Here is a 16,285-nt window from a genome sequence, read left to right as displayed (position 1 = left end):
TGCGAGACGACATGACCTACCCGCGTTCCTCCTTCGGCCCCGCCGCCGACCAGGCTGCCTCCGTCGCCCCGAGCCCTCGGTTCCCCCAGATCGAGCGCGACGTGCTCGACTTCTGGGAGACCGACCAGACCTTCCGCGCCTCCATCGAGCAGCGCGAGGGCGCTGACGAGTGGGTCTTCTACGACGGGCCGCCGTTCGCCAACGGGCTGCCGCACTACGGGCACCTGCTCACCGGCTATGCCAAGGATGTCTTCCCGCGATTCCAGACCATGATCGGCAAGAAGGTCGATCGCGTCTTCGGGTGGGACACCCACGGTCTGCCGGCCGAGCTCGAGGCCATGAAGCAGCTCGGCATCACCGAGAAGAGCGAGATCGAGGCCATGGGCATCGACGTCTTCAACGCGAAGGCGAAGGACTCGGTGCTCAAGTACACGCACGAGTGGCAGGACTACGTCACGCGTCAGGCCCGCTGGGTCGATTTCGAGCGCGGGTACAAGACCCTCGACCTCGGCTACATGGAGAGCGTGCTCTGGGCGTTCAAGACCCTGTTCGACAAGGGGCTCGCCTACGAGGGATACCGTGTGCTGCCCTACTGCTGGCGCGACGAGACCCCGCTGTCGGCGCACGAGCTGCGCATGGACGACGACGTCTACCAGAACCGTCAGGACCCGTCGGTCACCGTCACGTTCCCGCTGACGGGTGCCAAGGCAGAGGCCCTCGGCCTCACCGCCGTGCGGGCACTCGCCTGGACGACCACGCCTTGGACGCTCCCCACCAACCTCGCGCTCGCCGTCGGCCCCGACATCGAGTACGTCGTGCTGCCTGCCGGCCCCGGCGGAGCGGCCGACGTGCACCAGGTCGCAGGATCGACGGATGCCGCTGTGGAAGCCTCCGCACATCGCTACCTCCTCGCTCGCGAGCTGCTCGGCGGGTACAGCAAGGACCTCGGTTACGAGAGCCTCGACGAGGCGCTCGCCGCGGTCGACGCGACCGTGCGGGGTGCCGACCTTGCGGACATCACCTACGACCGTCTCTTCGACTACTACGCCGACACCGAGACCTACGGCACAGAGAACGCCTGGCGCATCCTCGTCGACGACTACGTCACGGTCAGCGATGGCACCGGCATCGTCCATCAGGCTCCGGCCTACGGTGAGGACGACCAGCGGGTTGCGGGCGCCGCCGGCATCCCGACGATCCTGTCGCTCGACGACGGCGGACGCTTCCTCCCCAATGTCACTGACGTCGCCGGCCAGCTCTGGATGGACGCGAACACGCCGCTCATCCGTCTGCTGCGCTCCGAGGGCCGCCTCCTGCGCGAGCAGAGCTACGTGCACTCCTACCCGCACTGCTGGCGCTGTCGGAACCCCCTGATCTACAAGGCCGTCTCGAGCTGGTTCATCCGCGTCACCGACATCAAGGACGACCTGCTCGCGAACAACGAGCAGATCACCTGGGTGCCCGAGAACGTCAAGCACGGCCAGTTCGGCAAGTGGCTCGAGGGAGCGCGCGACTGGTCGATCAGCCGCAACCGCTACTGGGGCTCGCCGATCCCCATCTGGAAGAGCGACGACCCCGAGTACCCGCGCGTCGACGCCTACGGCTCACTCGAGGAGATGGAGCGCGACTTCGGCACGCTGCCGCGCAACCCCGAGGGCGAGATCGACCTGCACCGTCCGTACATCGACGACCTCACACGTCCGAACCCCGATGACCCGACCGGCAAGAGCACCATGCGCCGCATCGAGGACGTCTTCGATGTGTGGTTCGACTCGGGCTCCATGCCGTACGCGCAGGTGCACTACCCGTTCGAGAACCAGGAGTGGTTCGACACGCATGCACCGGCCGACTTCATCGTCGAGTACATCGGGCAGACGCGCGGCTGGTTCTACGTCATGCACGTGCTGTCGACCGCGTTGTTCGACCGCCCGGCGTTCACGGGCGTCAGCTGCCACGGCATCGTGCTGGGCAACGACGGCTACAAGATGTCGAAGTCGCTGCGCAACTATCCGGATGTCTCCGAGGTGCTCGACCGCGACGGCTCCGACGCGATGCGCTGGTTCCTCATGTCGAGCTCCGTGCTGCGCGGAGGCAACCTCGCGGTCACCGAAGAGGGCATCCGCTCGGGCGTCCGCGAGTTCCTGCTCCCGCTGTGGAACTCGTGGTACTTCTTCGCGACGTATGCGAATGCCGCGAAGCCCGGCGGGTACGAGGCGACGTGGCGTACGGATTCCACCGATGTGCTCGATCGCTACATCCTGACCCGTCTCGGCGACCTCGTGCGGGAGGTGCGTGTCGACCTCGAGGGACTCGACTCCACCACGGCCTCCGCGCGTCTGCGCGACTTCGCCGAGGTGCTCACCAACTGGTACATCCGCCGATCGCGCGACCGGTTCTGGGAGGGATCGAACGCCGATGCGTTCGACACGCTCTACACGGTGCTCGAGACGCTGACCCGCGTCGCCGCGCCGCTCGTGCCGCTCATCAGCGAGCGCGTGTGGCAGGGACTCACGGGCGGACGCAGCGTGCACCTGCAGGACTGGCCGGACGCCGGCGCGTTCCCTGCGGCCGACGAGATCCGCGACGCGATGGATGCTGTCCGCGAGTTGTCGAGCGTCGCCAACGCGCTGCGCAAGAAGGAGAAGCTGCGCGTGCGGCTGCCTCTCGCCCGTCTCACCGTCGTGTCGCCGCTCGCGGCCACGCTCGGCCAGTTCGAGGACATCCTGCGCGAGGAGCTCAACGTCAAGTCGGTCGAGCTCGTCGAGCAGTCGGAGACGACCGCCGCCGACTACGGCATCAGCCACCGGCTCAGCGTCAACGCCCGTGCCGCGGGCCCGCGCCTCGGCAAGAACGTGCAGACCGTGATCAAAGCCGCGAAGGCAGGGGACTGGTCGGAGAGCGACGGAGTCGTCACCGCGGGCGGCATCGCGCTCGAGCCGTCGGAATACGAGCTCGCGCTCGAGACCACCGGACGTCCGGAGGGCGAGGCGCTCGCACTCGTGCCGGCCGGCGGCTTCGTGCTGCTCGACACGCAGACCACGCCGGAGCTCGAGGCCGAAGGCCTGGCGCGTGACGCGATCCGCGTCGTGCAGGAGGCGCGCAAGAACGCCGATCTCGACGTGAGCGACCGCATCGTGCTCGCGCTCAATGTGAGCGCCGCCGATGCCGAGGCTCTGCAGACGCACGCCGAGCTGATCGCGGGCGAGACTCTCGCTGTGGGCTTCGCGGTGCTCGCGACCGACGAGATCGCCGCTCTGGTGCAGGAGGTGACGAGCCCGGGTGACGGCGTGTTCCGCAGCGGCGCCACGGCCCTCGGCGCCGACAAGCGCCCGATCATCGTCACGATCGACACGAACATCGAGGAGCCGAGCGCATGAGCGCACGAGACAGGGCGGATGCCGTCTACGAGGCGCTGCTGAGCCGCGCGGGCGAGCGCTGGGTGCAACCGCGCAAGGAGCGCACGGCACGTATCCTCGCGTTCCTCGACGACCCGCAGCGCACCTACCGCGTCGTGCACATCACGGGGACGAACGGCAAGACATCCACGGCCCGCATGATCGAGAGCCTGCTCAGGGCGCACGGTCTGCGCACCGGACTCTTCACGAGCCCGCACCTCGAGCGCTTCACGGAGCGCATCATGATCGACGGTCAGCCGATCGAGGATGCCGCGGTCGCCGACGCGTGGGACGAGATCGAGCCGTTCGTCGGGATCGTCGACGCCGAGCTCGAAGCCGCGGGCGAGGAGCCGCTCACGTTCTTCGAGCTGCTCACCGTGCTGGCTTTCGTCGCGGTGGCCGATGCCCCGGTCGACGTCCTCGTTCTCGAAGTCGGCATGGGGGGCGAGTGGGACTCGACCAACACCGCTGACGGCGATGTCGCGGTGTTCGCACCGATCGACATCGACCACGCCGATCGCCTCGGTGGCACGATCGCCGAGATCGCCGCGGTCAAGGCGGGGATCATCAAGGAGGGCGCAGCCGTCGTCTCGGCGCAGCAGCCGGACGAAGCCGCCGACGTGCTCCGGCGCGTCGCCGCGGAGAAGAGCGCCACGATCGCCTTCGAGGGTGACGAGTTCGGTCTCACCGACCAGAAGCTCGCGGTCGGCGGGCAGCTCATCTCGATCCGCGGGCTCGCGGGGGAGTACCTCGAGGAGTACCTGCCGCAGTACGGCGCGCACCAGGGGCACAACGCCGCTCTCGCGGTCGCCGCAGTCGAGGCGCTCATCGGCGGTGGGCAGCAGCAGATCGCTGCCGACATCGTCTCGGAGGGTCTGCAGGGCGCGACCTCGCCCGGTCGCCTCCAGCTGCTCGGCATCTCGCCTACGGTGATCGTCGATGCGGCGCACAACCCGCACGGCGCCGCAGCACTCGCTCAGGCGATGGACGACAGCTTCGACTTCGACGAGTGGGGGGTCGTTCTCGGAATCCTCGGTGACAAGGATGCTGCGGGCATCGTGGCGAAGCTCGCACCGGCTGCGGCCCACGTCTTCGCCACCGCCCCCGATTCCGATCGCGCGAGCGACGCGGATGCGATCGCCGATCTCGTCGAAGCCGCAGGGCAGCGCGCGACCGTGCATCCGACCCTCGCGGAGGCGGCGGACGCCGCCCGTGAGTGGGCGGCGTCGTCCGACCGCCGCGCGGTGGTGATCGCCGGATCCGTCGTGCTCGCCGGCGAGGCCATCTCCCTCTCGGAGCAAGAGGACTGGAAGTCGGGGTGGCGGGCGTGAGCGCCGAGTCGGCACGCCCTCGTCCGCCTCGTGCCCCGCGCACTCTGGTGCAGAAACTCGCGCCGATCGTGCTCGGATTCGAGTCGATCGTCGTGTTCCTCGCGGGGCTCACGATCTTCGGACTGAAGACCCTTCCGCCGGGCATCCCGCAGTGGTGGGGGATCGTGGGAGGAGCGATCGTCGGGGTCGCCTGCATCGCCGTCGCAGGGATGATCACGAAGCCCTGGGCCATCACCGCGGGCTGGGTGATCCAGGTCATCATCGCGCTGGCCGCGATCCTCGTTCCCGCCATCCTGCTGGTCGTCGTGATTTTCGGCGGCATGTGGGGATATGCGACGATCATGGGGGCTCGATTGGACGCACGACGTCCTGGCGGGCCCGCGACCGAGACTCAGACAGAGAGTGAATGACATGGCCACCGAAGAAACCCTCGTCCTCGTCAAGCCCGACGGTGTCGCGCGCGGCCTCACCGGAGCGATCCTGGCGCGCATCGAATCGAAGGGCTACGCGCTCGTCGACATCCGCCTGGTCGAACCGGACCGCGACCTCCTCGCCGAGCACTATGCGGAGCACGAGGGAAAGCCGTTCTACGAGCCGCTCCTCGAGTTCATGCTCTCGGGCCCGTCCGTGGCGATCCGCCTCGCGGGCAACCGTGTGATCGAAGGGTTCCGCTCGCTCGCGGGCACCACTGACCCGACGACCGCGGCACCCGGCACGATTCGTGGCGACTTCGGCCGCGACTGGGGCCTCAAGGTCCAGCAGAACCTCGTGCACGGCTCGGACAGCCCCGAGTCCGCCGCACGCGAACTCGGCATCTGGTTCGACTGAGCATCCTCGCAACGACGAAGCCCGCCGCACGATCTCGTGCGGCGGGCTTCGTCGTTGCGGCTGCGGCGGATCAGAAGATGATGCGCGCCATCTCGCCGAGGAAGTCGAGACCCTGCAGCTGAGCCATCATGATGATGACGGCATACGCCAGGATCGTCGCGAGCGGGACCCAGACCATGAGCTTGTCGGCGCGTTCCTGGGCCTTCTCGCTCTTCGTGAAGGTGCCGTTGCGCGTCAGATGCAGCATGGTCGCGAAGAACGTCGGGATCGTGACGGACCAGGTGACCATGCACCAGGGGCACAGCACGCCGAGGTTCGACGCGTAGAGGCTCTGGCCGATCAGCCAGCACACCAGGCCGAATGCGAACGTGATGCCTGCGCCGAAGACGGCCCAGAACCAGCGGGGGAAGCGCGCACCCGCCAGGATGGCCACACCGACCACGAGGGGGGCGATCCATCCGGAGAGCCCCATGAGCGGGTTCGGGAACCCGAAGACCTCGCCCTGCCATGAGCCGAGGTTCTTGCTGCACTGGATGAACGGACTGACATCGCAGGCGAGTGCATCGGTCGGGTTCTCGAGCAGCACGAACTTCTCGACCGTGAGCTGGAAGGCGGCGAACCAGCCCACGACGCTCGCGATGATCAGCCAGACGGCATAGACGACGGGGCGGGTTCGCTGCTCGCTCATAAATGGATTATCCCAGTGATCACTATGGATCGGGCGTGAGGCGGGCCGGAGAAAACGACGCGAGCACGCGACGATGCCGCGAACCGGCCCACTTGGTGCGATAATGGCCTGTGATGCATCGCTCGACGTTGTCGTAGTGGGCATCGACGCAGACTTCGGGGCCGTATGCCCCTCGCGACCAGAGCCATGAGCCGGTCGCACACCGAATGAGTTCGCGGCACCTGTAGGCGCCGCATGAGATTCGGCGGAACACCAAGTGTCCGCCACGAGGAGCACGCCAGAGATGGCCGACGAGAACAATGACTACGACGCCCCTACCCTCGATTTCTCTGCGGATGCTGACGCACCCGAAGAGGTAGTCGCCGAGGACGCCCCTGCGACGCAGGACGCGCCCATGGACGCGACCGACGAGACTCCTGCTGCGGAGGAGGCTCCTGTTGCGGAGGAGGCTCCTGTTGCGGAGGAGGCTCCTGCTGCGGAGGAGGCTCCCGCTGTGGAGGAGGCTCCCGCTGCGGAGGAGGCTCCCGCTCTGGAGGAGGCTCCCGCCGTGGAGGAGAAGCCCGTGGACGAGAAGCCCGTGGACGAGAAGCCGACCGACGCGACGCCCGTCGAGGCTCCCGAGCCCGAGGCGCCCCAGGCGATCACCGCGGTGTCGCTGGGACTCCTGCCCGAGGTCTTCGTCTCTCAGGTCTCCACCCAGCTTCACTTCTACGCGCCCGAGGTCGTGCCGCTGCCGGCCCGCCCGGGGCGGGAGCGCGTGTTCGACCGCATCGCCGAGCGCGAGCCAGACGACTCCGCATCCGGTCGTCGCGGCCGCCGCCGTCGCGGAGGCTCCGACGACGGCGACCAGCGCGAACAGCGCGACGAGCCGCGCCAGCCGCGACAGCGCGTCGTCGAGTACATCACCGAGCCGAAGGCGATCAAGGGCTCGACCCGTCTCGAGGCCAAGAAGCAGCGCCGTCGTGACGGTCGTGACGCCGGTCGTCGTCGCCCGGTCGTGACCGAGGCCGAATTCCTGGCTCGCCGCGAGTCGGTCGACCGCAAGATGGTCGTCCGGTCGAAGAACGGTCGCACGCAGATCGGCGTCCTCGAAGACGGTGTGCTCGTCGAGCACTACGTCGCCCGCAACCAGGATGCGTCGCTGATCGGCAACGTCTACCTCGGCCGCGTGCAGAACGTCCTTCCGAGCATGGAGGCCGCGTTCGTCGACATCGGTCGTGGCCGCAACGCCGTGCTGTACTCGGGCGAGGTCGATTGGGACGGCGTCGAGACCGGCAACCAGCCCCGCCGCATCGAGCTGGCCCTCAAGGCCGGCGACCGCGTCCTTGTGCAGGTCACCAAGGATCCGGTGGGCCACAAGGGCGCACGTCTGACCAGCCAGATCTCGCTCCCCGGCCGGTACCTCGTGTACGTGCCCGGCGGTTCGATGAACGGCATCAGCCGCAAGCTGCCCGACAATGAGCGCACGCGCCTGAAGCGCATCCTCAAGGAGGTCCTGCCCGAGTCCTCGGGTGTGATCGTCCGCACGGCGGCCGAGGGCGCCACCGAAGACCAGCTGACGCGCGACGTGCAGCGACTGACGTCCCAGTGGGAGCACATCCGCAAGCAGGTCGAGAGCCAGCAGGCGCCCGCACTGCTGCACGCCGAGCCTGACCTCCTGGTCAAGATCGTTCGTGACGTCTTCAACGAGGACTTCACGAAGATGCTGATCCAGGGCGAGGAGTCGCAGCGCACGATCCGCGCGTACCTCGAGAGCGTCGCCCCCGACCTGCTCGAACGAGTGGAGTCGTACGAGGAGGAGACCGATCCGTTCGACGCGTTCCGCATCACGGAGCAGATTGAGAAGGCCCTCGACCGCAAGGTCTGGCTGCCCTCGGGCGGCTCGCTCGTCATCGACCGCACCGAGGCCATGACGGTCGTCGACGTCAACACGGGCAAGTTCGTCGGCTCCGGGGGAAACCTCGAAGAGACCGTCACCAAGAACAACCTCGAAGCCGCGGAGGAGATCGTCCGCCAGCTCCGGCTGCGCGACATCGGCGGCATCATCGTCGTCGACTTCATCGACATGGTGCTCGAGTCGAACCGCGATCTCGTGCTGCGCCGCCTGATCGAGTGCCTGAGCCGCGATCGGACCAAGCACCAGGTGGCCGAGGTCACCTCGCTCGGGCTCGTGCAGATGACCCGCAAGAAGCTCGGACTCGGCCTTCTCGAGACCTTCAGCGAAGCATGCGAGGTGTGCGCCGGTCGCGGTGTGATCGTGCACCACGACCCGGTCGTGAAGCACCGTGCGAGCAGCGGCAACAGCAATGGCAACGGCAACGGCGGTTCCTCGTCCAACCGCCGCCAGCGCGGTGGTAGCGGACAGAGCCAGAATCAGAACCAGGCGCCGGCATCGGTGACGACCCACAGCATCCCCGAGGGCGCGAAGTCCGCGCTCGCGCAGATCGCAGCGTCGACTCGCGCTCCGAGTGCCGAGGAGTCTGCGGCCGATGTCGACGTCGCCGCTCCGGTCGAGGTGCCCGTCGCGCAGGAGCGCACGAAGAAGCCCCGCAAGAAGCGCGGCGCCGATCGCAATGCGCCGAAGTCCCCGGCCGAGGCGCTGCTCGACTCGGTGCTGGATGCGCTTCCGGAGCCGAAGGCTCCCGGTCAGGGACGCGGTCGTCGCCGTGTCTCCACGGCCGCTCTCACGGGCACTCCGGTGTCGGTGAACTCCGAGCCGTCAGCGCCGGTCGCGGGCGGGGATCCGCAGTCCTGACGCGATCAGTCTCCGTACCAGCTCCTTGCCGTCGACGTGTTGAGCGCCGGCGGCGATGAGCCGGGGGACGAGCTCTTCCGGCACGTCGTAGTGGTCGAGGTCGAACGCGCGCGCAGGCACGTCGTGAGACCTCGCGAAGGCGTGGAGCTCGTCCAGGTTGTCGTCGCTGACGAGGTGAGCCCACAGGCGCCCGTGCGCGGGCCAACGAGGGTCATCGACGAGAACGGTCATCTCGTCAGCCTATGGTGGGACACACCGGACAGCACGTTTTGCCACAGTGTCCCGCTTCCGGTAAAGTAGTCCCTTGGTGCGTATGCCGCGTCGTCCTGGACGGTCGAAGCGGAGAGTCTTGCGTTCGTACCCGTCGCTCCCGGCGATGCATGCAAGCAACAGTCTTCCCGTGAGATCTCGGAGCCGCGAGCTCCCCAACGAAACAGGTATGAAGTGGTTTACGCAGTAGTGCGCGCCGGTGGGCGGCAGGAGAAGGTCGAGGTCGGCACGATCGTTCAGCTCGACCGTGTCAAGGCTGCCCAGGGCGAGAAGATCGAGCTGGCCGCAGTGCTGCTCGTCGACGGCGCCACGGTGACCACCGACGCTGACTCGCTGGCGAAGGTCAAGGTCACGGCTGAGGTCATCGGCAACCTCCGCGGCCCGAAGATCATCATCCAGAAGTACAAGAACAAGACCGGCTACAAGAAGCGCCAGGGCCACCGTCAGGAGCTCACGCGCGTCAAGATCACCGGCATCAAGTAAAGACCGAGGAGACCAGGACATGGCACATAAAAAGGGCGCAAGCTCCACCCGTAACGGTCGTGACTCCAACGCTCAGCGACTTGGCGTCAAGCGCTTCGGTGGGCAGCAGGTTCTCGCCGGCGAGATCATCGTCCGCCAGCGCGGCACGCACTTCCACCCCGGCGTGAACGTCGGCCGTGGTGGCGACGACACGCTGTTCGCTCTGGCCGCCGGTGCGGTCCAGTTCGGCGCGAAGGGCGGCCGCAAGGTCGTCAACATCGTCGCCGCTGCTGAGTGATCACAGCACGACAGTAGACATCCGATTCGGGGCGGGCTTCGGCCCGTCCCGAATTCTGTATTTGGCCGAATTCAGATTCTGGCCGAATTCTGTTTCAGGCCGAGACTCCGTCTCGGGCCGAAATCATCATTGAGGAGTGGGACATGGTCAGTTTCGTCGACACCGTGACGCTGCATCTGCGCGCGGGCAAGGGCGGCAACGGCTGTGTCTCGGTGCACCGCGAGAAGTTCAAGCCGCTCGGCGGCCCCGACGGCGGCAACGGCGGCGACGGCGGCGACGTCGTCCTCGTCGCGGACACCCAGACGGGCACGCTGCTCTCGTACCACCACTCCCCGCATCGCAGCTCCGGCAACGGCGGTCCCGGCATGGGCGACCACCGCGCGGGATTCATGGGCGAGGACCTGGAGCTTCCCGTTCCCGTCGGCACCGTGGTGAAGAACCCGGCCGGCGAGGTGCTGATCGACATGATCGAGCCCGGCGAGCGATTCGTCGTCGCGAAGGGCGGATACGGCGGCCTCGGAAACGCGGCTCTCGCGACCCCGAAGCGCAAGGCGCCCGGATTCGCTCTGCTCGGCACACCCGGCACCGAGGGCGACGTCATCCTCGAGCTCAAGACGGTCGCCGACGTGGCCCTCGTGGGCTATCCGTCCGCCGGCAAGTCGAGCCTGATCGGTGCGATCTCGGCCGCTCGTCCGAAGATCGCCGACTACCCGTTCACCACGCTCCACCCGAACCTCGGAGTGGTTCAGGCGGGAGACTCGCGGTACACCGTCGCCGACGTCCCCGGTCTGATCGAAGGCGCGAGCGAAGGACGAGGCCTCGGTCTCGAGTTCCTGCGCCATGTCGAGCGCTGCACGGCTCTCCTGCACGTGCTCGACTGCGCGACTCTCGAGCCTGGGCGCGACCCGATCTCCGACCTCGACGTGATCCTCGGCGAGCTCGCGGCGTACGAGGTCCCCGAGGGGCAGACCCCGCTGCTCGAGCGCCCTCAGCTCATCGCGCTGAACAAGATCGATGTCCCCGAGGCCCGTGATCTCGCCGACCTCGTGCGCCCCGACCTCGAGGCTCGAGGCTTCCGCGTCTTCGACATCTCCACCGTCTCGCATGAGGGACTGCGTCCGCTGACCTTCGCGCTCGGCGAGATCGTCGACGCGCACCGTGCCGAGCTCGCGGCCAATGAGACGCCGCGCGAGCGCGTCGTCATCCGCCCGCGGGGCCCCAAGAAGGGCTTCGAGATCCGCGTCGAGGGCGGCACCTACGGCAACCTCTACCGCATCCTCGGCGAGAAGCCGGTGCGCTGGGTCCAGCAGACCGACTTCCAGAACGAGGAAGCAGTCGGATTCCTCGCCGACCGCCTCGAGAAGCTCGGCGTCGAGGATGAGCTGTTCCGCCTCGGTGCGGTGCAGGGGTCGACCGTGGTCATCGGCGAGGGCGACAGCATCGTCTTCGACTGGGAGCCGACCATGACCTCTGCGGCAGAGCTCATGACGGCTCCGCGAGGCACTGACCCTCGTCTGGCGCCGAACAGCCGTCGCACCACTTCCGAGCGTCGCGAGACCTACTACGAGCGGATGGATGCCAAGGCCGAGGCCCGCGCCGAGGTCGAGGCTCAGCGACTCGCGGCGTACCGCGAGGACGGCGAGTGACCGCTCGCACCAGGGCGGACCTCGCCACCGCCTCGCGGATCGTCGTGAAGGTGGGGTCGTCCTCGATCAGCGGAGAGTCGTCCTGGCGCATCCCCGTCCTGGTGGAGGCGTTGGCCGCAGCTCATGCGCGCGGAGCCGAGGTGATCCTGGTGTCGTCCGGGGCGATCGCCACCGGCATCCCGTTCCTTCGTCTCGACGCGAGGCCCACCGATCTCGCGACGCAGCAGGCGGCAGCGGCCGTGGGCCAGAACATCCTGGTCTACCGTTACCAGGAGTCGCTCCGTCCCTTCGACATCGTCGCCGGCCAGGTGCTGCTCACCACCGGCGACCTCGAGAATCCGACCTCACGCTCGAATGCGCGCCGGGCTATGGAGCGGCTGCTGGGTCTGCGCATCCTGCCGATCGTCAACGAGAACGACACGGTGGCGACGCAGGAGATCCGCTTCGGCGACAACGACCGTCTCGGCGCGCTCGTCGCGCAGCTGATCGAGGCGGACGCGCTCGTGCTGCTCAGCGACATCGAGTCGCTCTACACGAAGCCGCCGTCCGATCCGACAGCCGAACCGATCGACGTCGTCGCGCCGGATGCCGACCTCTCGGGTCTCGAGTTCGGTTCGACGGTCGTGAACAGCGTCGGAACCGGGGGAGCGGCGACCAAGGTCTCGGCTGCGCGGCTCGCGGCGGCCTCCGGGATCGGTGTGCTCGTGACCAGCGCGGACCTGGTCGATCAGGCCCTCTCGGGGGCCGACATAGGGACCTGGTTCGAGCCGGCGCTCTCTTAGACTGGGCGGATGACCGACCAGACCCCGCAGGTGCGCCTGGAGCGCGCCAAGGAGGCGTCCCGCGCCACCGCCGCACTGACCAGCGACGACAAGGCGCGCGCTCTCGAGGCTATCGCTGCCGCTCTCGAACAGAATGCGGCCAGGATCATCGAGGCCAACGCACTCGACATCTCCCGGGGTCAGGCCGACGGCATCGGCGATTCGCTGATCGACCGGCTGCGCCTCGATGAGAAGCGCATCAGCGCTCTCGCCTCGGCCGTGCGTGACGTCGCTGCGCTGCCCGACCCCGTCGGGCGCGTCGTCGGCGGACACCGGATGCCGAACGGCGTCGCTCTCGAGCAGGTCAGGGTGCCGTTCGGGGTCGTCGGAGCGATCTACGAGGCACGCCCCAACGTCACGGTGGACATCGCCGCGCTTGCTCTGCGGTCGGGCAACGCCGTCGTGCTGCGGGGCGGCAGCGCCGCGCGCGACTCGAACACCGTGCTCGTGCAGATCATGCGCGACGCGCTGGCGGGAGCGGGGGTCACGCCCGAGGCGGTGCAGACCGTCGACGACTTCGGGCGCGACGGCGCGAAGGCGCTCATGCACGGTCGTGGCCTCATCGACGTCCTGATCCCTCGTGGCAGCGCCGGTCTCATCGAGACGGTCGTCACGGAGTCGACGGTTCCCGTGATCGAGACCGGCGCAGGCAACGTGCATATCGTGCTCGACGAGAGCGCTCCGGAAGACTGGGCCTGCGACATCGTCGTGAACGCCAAGGTGCAGCGGCCCAGTGTCTGCAACGCGGTCGAGACGGTGCTCGTTCTGCGTCAGGCTGCTCCGCGGCTGGTGCCGCTGGTCGCGAGCGCTCTGCAGAGCGAAGGCGTCGCGATCCACGGTGACGACATGGTCGCCGGGCTCGTCTCGAACGTGATCCCCGCGACCGAGGAGGACTGGGAGACGGAGTATCTCAGCCTCGACATCGCGATGAAGGTCGTCGACACGCTCGACGACGCGATCGCGCACATCCGTCGCTACAGCACCGGGCATACCGAGTCGATCGTGACGACGGACACGCGCAACGCGGAGCGCTTCCTCGCCGAGGTGGACTCGGCCGTGGTGATGGTCAACACCTCGACACGCTTCACCGATGGAGGCGAGTTCGGGTTCGGCGCGGAGGTGGGCATCTCGACCCAGAAGCTGCACGCGAGAGGGCCGATGGGGCTTTCCGAGCTGACCAGCACGAAATGGCTGGCGCGTGGGTCGGGGCAGACCCGCGGCTGAGGGCTAGACTAGGGGGCGCTGTGGCTCCACGTGAGTCATGCCCGCCAGCCACGAAACGGAGTCAGGATGAACCTCGTCGCACAGATCGCGATGGCCGCTGCCGAAACCGAGCATCACGGCAATGTCCAGCTCGATACGCTGATCTTCGGCGTGATCGCGATCATCGCGTTCGCTTTCCTCGGCCTCGTCACGCTGTCGTACAAGAACGTCGCCAACCGTCACTCCGCCAAGGCCGAAGCCTGGGCGGCGAAGCACGGCAAGGCTGGCCACGAGGCAGGGCACGGCCACTAGGCCCCTATGGACGACACGACCTCGCGTCCGGCGCGCATCGGTGTGATGGGCGGCACCTTCGACCCCATCCACCACGGGCACCTGGTCGCCGCCAGCGAGGTCGCGCACTCATTCGATCTCGACGAGGTCGTCTTCGTCCCGACGGGACGCCCCTGGCAGAAGCCGGAGGTCACCCCGAGCGAGCACCGCTATCTCATGACGGTCATCGCCACGGCATCCAACCCGCAGTTCACGGTCAGTCGGGTCGACGTCGACCGCGAGGGCCCCACCTACACGATCGACACCCTGCGTGATCTGAAGAAGAGCCGGCCCGATGCGGAACTCTTCTTCATCACCGGAGCCGACGCCGTAGCGCAAATTCTCAGTTGGAGGGACCATGATGAACTGTGGGAGTTGGCCCACTTCGTCGCGGTCTCACGTCCAGGACACATTCTGAGCACTGACGGCCTCCCGAGCGACAACGTCAGCCAACTGGAGGTGCCGGCGCTGTCCATCTCGTCGACGGCCTGCCGTGCGCGGGTTCGTGAGGACGAGCCGGTCTGGTACCTCGTCCCCGACGGAGTCGTTCAATACATCGCGAAGCATCATCTGTATCGGAGCAAGGCATGAGTACATCGGATCGGCAGGATCAGGGTCCGCTGACGCGTAAGCAGCTGCGTGAGATCCGGTTGACTGGTTCCACGCCTGTCATCACCCCGGAGGAGGCCGCGGCGGCCGCCGTCGCGGCGCCGCCCGTTCCGCCGCTTCCCCGCGCAGAGGAACCGGTCGAGCAGGTCGACGCGGCACCCGCACCGGCAGCGGAGCCCGCGTCGCACGACGAAGCCGGTGCGTCCGCCGGCATCGCCGGTGCGTCTTCCGGCATCGCCGGCGCGCCTTCCGGCGCAGCGCGGCTGACACGGCGTCAGGTCCGTGAGCGCGAGCTCGCGAAGACCGGTTCCGTTCCGGTCGACGGCGAAGACGAGGTCGACGACTCCGTCGCAGACGAGGTTCCCGTCGAGGATGCACCGGTCGAGGATGCACCGGTCGAGACGGCCGCTGCGGCAGAACCTCTGCTCGACAACCCTGCTCTCGCCAACTCGGTTCCCGCCTACACCCCGCCCGTGCCGGTGGACGACATCGACGATGCCGATGACGAGGTCGACGAGGAGATCGCGCACACCCCGGTCAGCGCCTCGACGAGCGTCGACTCCTCCGGCGAGGTTCCTCTCGCTCCCGTTGCGGGAGAGCCCGCGGGCGACGAGACGGACTCCGAAGAGGATCCCGTCGCCGCCGTCGCAGAGCTCGGCATCGAGGTCGAGTCTGCAGACGAGCACGACGAGATCGACCCGGACGATGTCCTCGCCGATGTCGATCGCAAGGACGATGTCGACCTCGCGGACGGCGAGCACCCCACGGTGAACCCGGCGTTCGGTCAGGGGCTCCTCAGCGACGAGGCGGACACCCGCAAGCCCTTCTCGCCTTCTTTCGACGAGCTCCTCACGGTCGGTGACTCGACCGGTTCGCAGCACCTCGCTCCGAACACGCTGATCTTCAACCCCTCGCCGGGAGACGGTTCGCTGTCCGGTCCTGTCGCCTCGACGGGGGAGATCCTCGTGACGGGCTCTTACGAACTCCCCAAGGGCCTCGGCTCCCAGGGTCACGCGCACGGCACCACCGACGGGAAAGACGTCGATGCCGTGCTCATCGACGGCGAACTGCCTCCTGCATCCTCGCCCACGCCGATCGCCGCCAGCGCGGCCGTCAGCACCATCAAGCCCGCAGGCGAGGTCATCCGCCCGCCCGCCCCCGAAAAGGGCAACAAGCTCATGCTCATCCTCGCGATCGTGGCGGGTGGTCTCGCGCTCGCGCTGGGCGTTTCCCTGATCGTCGCCTTCACCACGAATGTGTTCTGATGCAGTCACCTGAAAACGCCGTTGAGATGCTCCAGCTCGCGGCAGACGCCGCCGTCTCGAAGGGCGGTGAGGATCTCGTCGCGCTGAACGTGTCGGAGCCGTTGCCCCTCGTCGACATCTTCCTGCTCGTCACCGGAAACAGCGAGCGCAACGTCGCCGCGATCGCCGACGAGATCGAGGACAAGCTGATCGAGGCAGGGCACAAGCGTGTCCGCCGAGAGGGTCGTGCGGAGGCCCGTTGGGTGCTTCTCGACTTCGGCGACCTGATCGTGCACGTCTTCCACCAGGAGGAGCGGGTCTACTACGGCCTCGAGCGCCTCTGGAAGGACTGCCCCGTGGTCCCGTTCGAGCTCGCTGACTCCGCCGCTGCCGACCGCAGCTGAC

16 protein-coding genes are annotated in these 16,285 nt (G+C 67.8%); 14 read left to right on the top strand and 2 right to left on the bottom strand.

Annotated features, from left to right (window positions below; all coding sequences use genetic code 11):
- Positions 1-11 precede the first annotated feature (11 nt).
- Genes ileS through ndk form a run of 4 tightly spaced genes read left to right on the top strand, consistent with a single transcriptional unit; the run spans position 12 to position 5,554 of the window.
- The gene (gene ileS / locus MRBLWH13_RS08260) at positions 12-3,377 is read left to right on the top strand and encodes an isoleucine--tRNA ligase (protein ID WP_341957978.1); all 3,366 of its coding nucleotides are present in this window, start codon (positions 12-14) and stop codon (positions 3,375-3,377) included.
- Positions 3,374-4,726, top strand: coding sequence for a folylpolyglutamate synthase/dihydrofolate synthase family protein (locus tag MRBLWH13_RS08255; RefSeq protein WP_341957976.1), 1,353 nt, complete (start codon positions 3,374-3,376; stop codon positions 4,724-4,726). Before ileS ends, MRBLWH13_RS08255 begins: the two co-directional genes overlap by 4 nt.
- Entirely contained in the window at positions 4,723-5,136 is a 414-nt protein-coding gene (locus MRBLWH13_RS08250; protein WP_341957974.1) for a DUF4233 domain-containing protein, read from the top strand. The genes MRBLWH13_RS08255 and MRBLWH13_RS08250 overlap by 4 nt, the downstream gene beginning before the upstream one ends.
- Position 5,137: 1 nt before the next feature.
- Positions 5,138-5,554, top strand: coding sequence for a nucleoside-diphosphate kinase (ndk, locus tag MRBLWH13_RS08245; RefSeq protein ID WP_045254652.1), 417 nt, complete (start codon positions 5,138-5,140; stop codon positions 5,552-5,554).
- A gap of 70 nt (positions 5,555-5,624) precedes the next feature.
- Here the strand turns inward: ndk and MRBLWH13_RS08240 are convergent, their stop codons facing one another.
- Positions 5,625-6,242, bottom strand: coding sequence for a vitamin K epoxide reductase family protein (locus MRBLWH13_RS08240; protein ID WP_341957970.1), 618 nt, complete (start codon positions 6,240-6,242; stop codon positions 5,625-5,627).
- Positions 6,243-6,525: 283 nt separating this feature from the next.
- On the opposite strand from MRBLWH13_RS08240, the gene MRBLWH13_RS08235 reads away from it, so the two are divergent.
- Entirely contained in the window at positions 6,526-8,997 is a 2,472-nt protein-coding gene (locus MRBLWH13_RS08235; RefSeq protein WP_341957968.1) for an Rne/Rng family ribonuclease, read from the top strand.
- Here MRBLWH13_RS08235 and MRBLWH13_RS08230 read toward each other — a convergent pair.
- Positions 8,962-9,228: a DUF4031 domain-containing protein gene (locus MRBLWH13_RS08230; RefSeq protein ID WP_341957966.1), complete on the bottom strand. Its 267-nt coding sequence runs from the start codon at positions 9,226-9,228 to the stop codon at positions 8,962-8,964. The genes MRBLWH13_RS08235 and MRBLWH13_RS08230 overlap by 36 nt on opposite strands.
- A gap of 213 nt (positions 9,229-9,441) precedes the next feature.
- Between MRBLWH13_RS08230 and rplU the strand changes: the two genes are divergently transcribed.
- From rplU to rsfS, 9 genes are all read left to right on the top strand, one after another.
- Positions 9,442-9,750 (top strand): 50S ribosomal protein L21, encoded by a 309-nt coding sequence (gene rplU, locus MRBLWH13_RS08225; protein WP_028501602.1) that lies wholly within the window; start codon positions 9,442-9,444, stop codon positions 9,748-9,750.
- A 19-nt stretch (positions 9,751-9,769) separates the two neighbouring features.
- A complete protein-coding gene (gene rpmA / locus MRBLWH13_RS08220; protein ID WP_028501603.1) occupies positions 9,770-10,027 on the top strand; it encodes a 50S ribosomal protein L27 in 258 nt (85 codons plus the stop codon).
- Between the two features lie 143 nt (positions 10,028-10,170).
- Positions 10,171-11,673 carry a GTPase ObgE gene (obgE, locus tag MRBLWH13_RS08215; protein WP_341957963.1) on the top strand — a complete coding sequence of 501 codons (1,503 nt, stop codon included), beginning with the start codon at positions 10,171-10,173 and terminating at the stop codon, positions 11,671-11,673.
- Complete coding sequence (proB, locus tag MRBLWH13_RS08210) at positions 11,670-12,455, top strand: glutamate 5-kinase (protein WP_056516726.1); 786 nt, start codon at positions 11,670-11,672, stop codon at positions 12,453-12,455. Before obgE ends, proB begins: the two co-directional genes overlap by 4 nt.
- 9 nt (positions 12,456-12,464) lie before the next feature.
- Entirely contained in the window at positions 12,465-13,718 is a 1,254-nt protein-coding gene (locus tag MRBLWH13_RS08205; RefSeq protein WP_341957960.1) for a glutamate-5-semialdehyde dehydrogenase, read from the top strand.
- 66 nt (positions 13,719-13,784) lie between these two features.
- The gene (locus tag MRBLWH13_RS08200; RefSeq protein ID WP_341957958.1) at positions 13,785-14,009 is read left to right on the top strand and encodes a hypothetical protein; all 225 of its coding nucleotides are present in this window, start codon (positions 13,785-13,787) and stop codon (positions 14,007-14,009) included.
- 6 nt (positions 14,010-14,015) lie between these two features.
- Positions 14,016-14,618: a nicotinate-nucleotide adenylyltransferase gene (gene nadD / locus MRBLWH13_RS08195; RefSeq protein ID WP_341957956.1), complete on the top strand. Its 603-nt coding sequence runs from the start codon at positions 14,016-14,018 to the stop codon at positions 14,616-14,618.
- Positions 14,615-15,901, top strand: a complete 1,287-nt coding sequence (locus MRBLWH13_RS08190) for a hypothetical protein (protein WP_341957954.1) — start codon at positions 14,615-14,617, stop codon at positions 15,899-15,901. Before nadD ends, MRBLWH13_RS08190 begins: the two co-directional genes overlap by 4 nt.
- Entirely contained in the window at positions 15,901-16,284 is a 384-nt protein-coding gene (rsfS, locus tag MRBLWH13_RS08185; RefSeq protein ID WP_341957952.1) for a ribosome silencing factor, read from the top strand. The genes MRBLWH13_RS08190 and rsfS overlap by 1 nt, the downstream gene beginning before the upstream one ends.
- Position 16,285 lies beyond the last annotated feature (1 nt).

The organism is Microbacterium sp. LWH13-1.2, assembly GCF_038397735.1.
Classification (GTDB): Bacteria; Actinomycetota; Actinomycetes; order Actinomycetales; family Microbacteriaceae; genus Microbacterium.
Note: the sequence above shows the minus strand (reverse complement) of the source record. Positions and strands in the feature narration are given on the sequence as shown.

Coding starts and splice junctions, on each gene's coding strand:
- rsfS (WP_341957952.1), top strand. CDS start 15,901: ATGCAGTCACCTGAAAACGCCGTTGAGATGCTCCAGCTCGCGGCAGAC.
- ndk (WP_045254652.1), top strand. CDS start 5,138: ATGGCCACCGAAGAAACCCTCGTCCTCGTCAAGCCCGACGGTGTCGCG.
- MRBLWH13_RS08240 (WP_341957970.1), bottom strand. CDS start 6,242: ATGAGCGAGCAGCGAACCCGCCCCGTCGTCTATGCCGTCTGGCTGATC.
- MRBLWH13_RS08235 (WP_341957968.1), top strand. CDS start 6,526: ATGGCCGACGAGAACAATGACTACGACGCCCCTACCCTCGATTTCTCT.
- MRBLWH13_RS08255 (WP_341957976.1), top strand. CDS start 3,374: ATGAGCGCACGAGACAGGGCGGATGCCGTCTACGAGGCGCTGCTGAGC.
- rpmA (WP_028501603.1), top strand. CDS start 9,770: ATGGCACATAAAAAGGGCGCAAGCTCCACCCGTAACGGTCGTGACTCC.
- MRBLWH13_RS08190 (WP_341957954.1), top strand. CDS start 14,615: ATGAGTACATCGGATCGGCAGGATCAGGGTCCGCTGACGCGTAAGCAG.
- obgE (WP_341957963.1), top strand. CDS start 10,171: ATGGTCAGTTTCGTCGACACCGTGACGCTGCATCTGCGCGCGGGCAAG.
- MRBLWH13_RS08205 (WP_341957960.1), top strand. CDS start 12,465: ATGACCGACCAGACCCCGCAGGTGCGCCTGGAGCGCGCCAAGGAGGCG.
- ileS (WP_341957978.1), top strand. CDS start 12: ATGACCTACCCGCGTTCCTCCTTCGGCCCCGCCGCCGACCAGGCTGCC.
- MRBLWH13_RS08200 (WP_341957958.1), top strand. CDS start 13,785: ATGAACCTCGTCGCACAGATCGCGATGGCCGCTGCCGAAACCGAGCAT.
- MRBLWH13_RS08230 (WP_341957966.1), bottom strand. CDS start 9,228: ATGACCGTTCTCGTCGATGACCCTCGTTGGCCCGCGCACGGGCGCCTG.
- nadD (WP_341957956.1), top strand. CDS start 14,016: ATGGACGACACGACCTCGCGTCCGGCGCGCATCGGTGTGATGGGCGGC.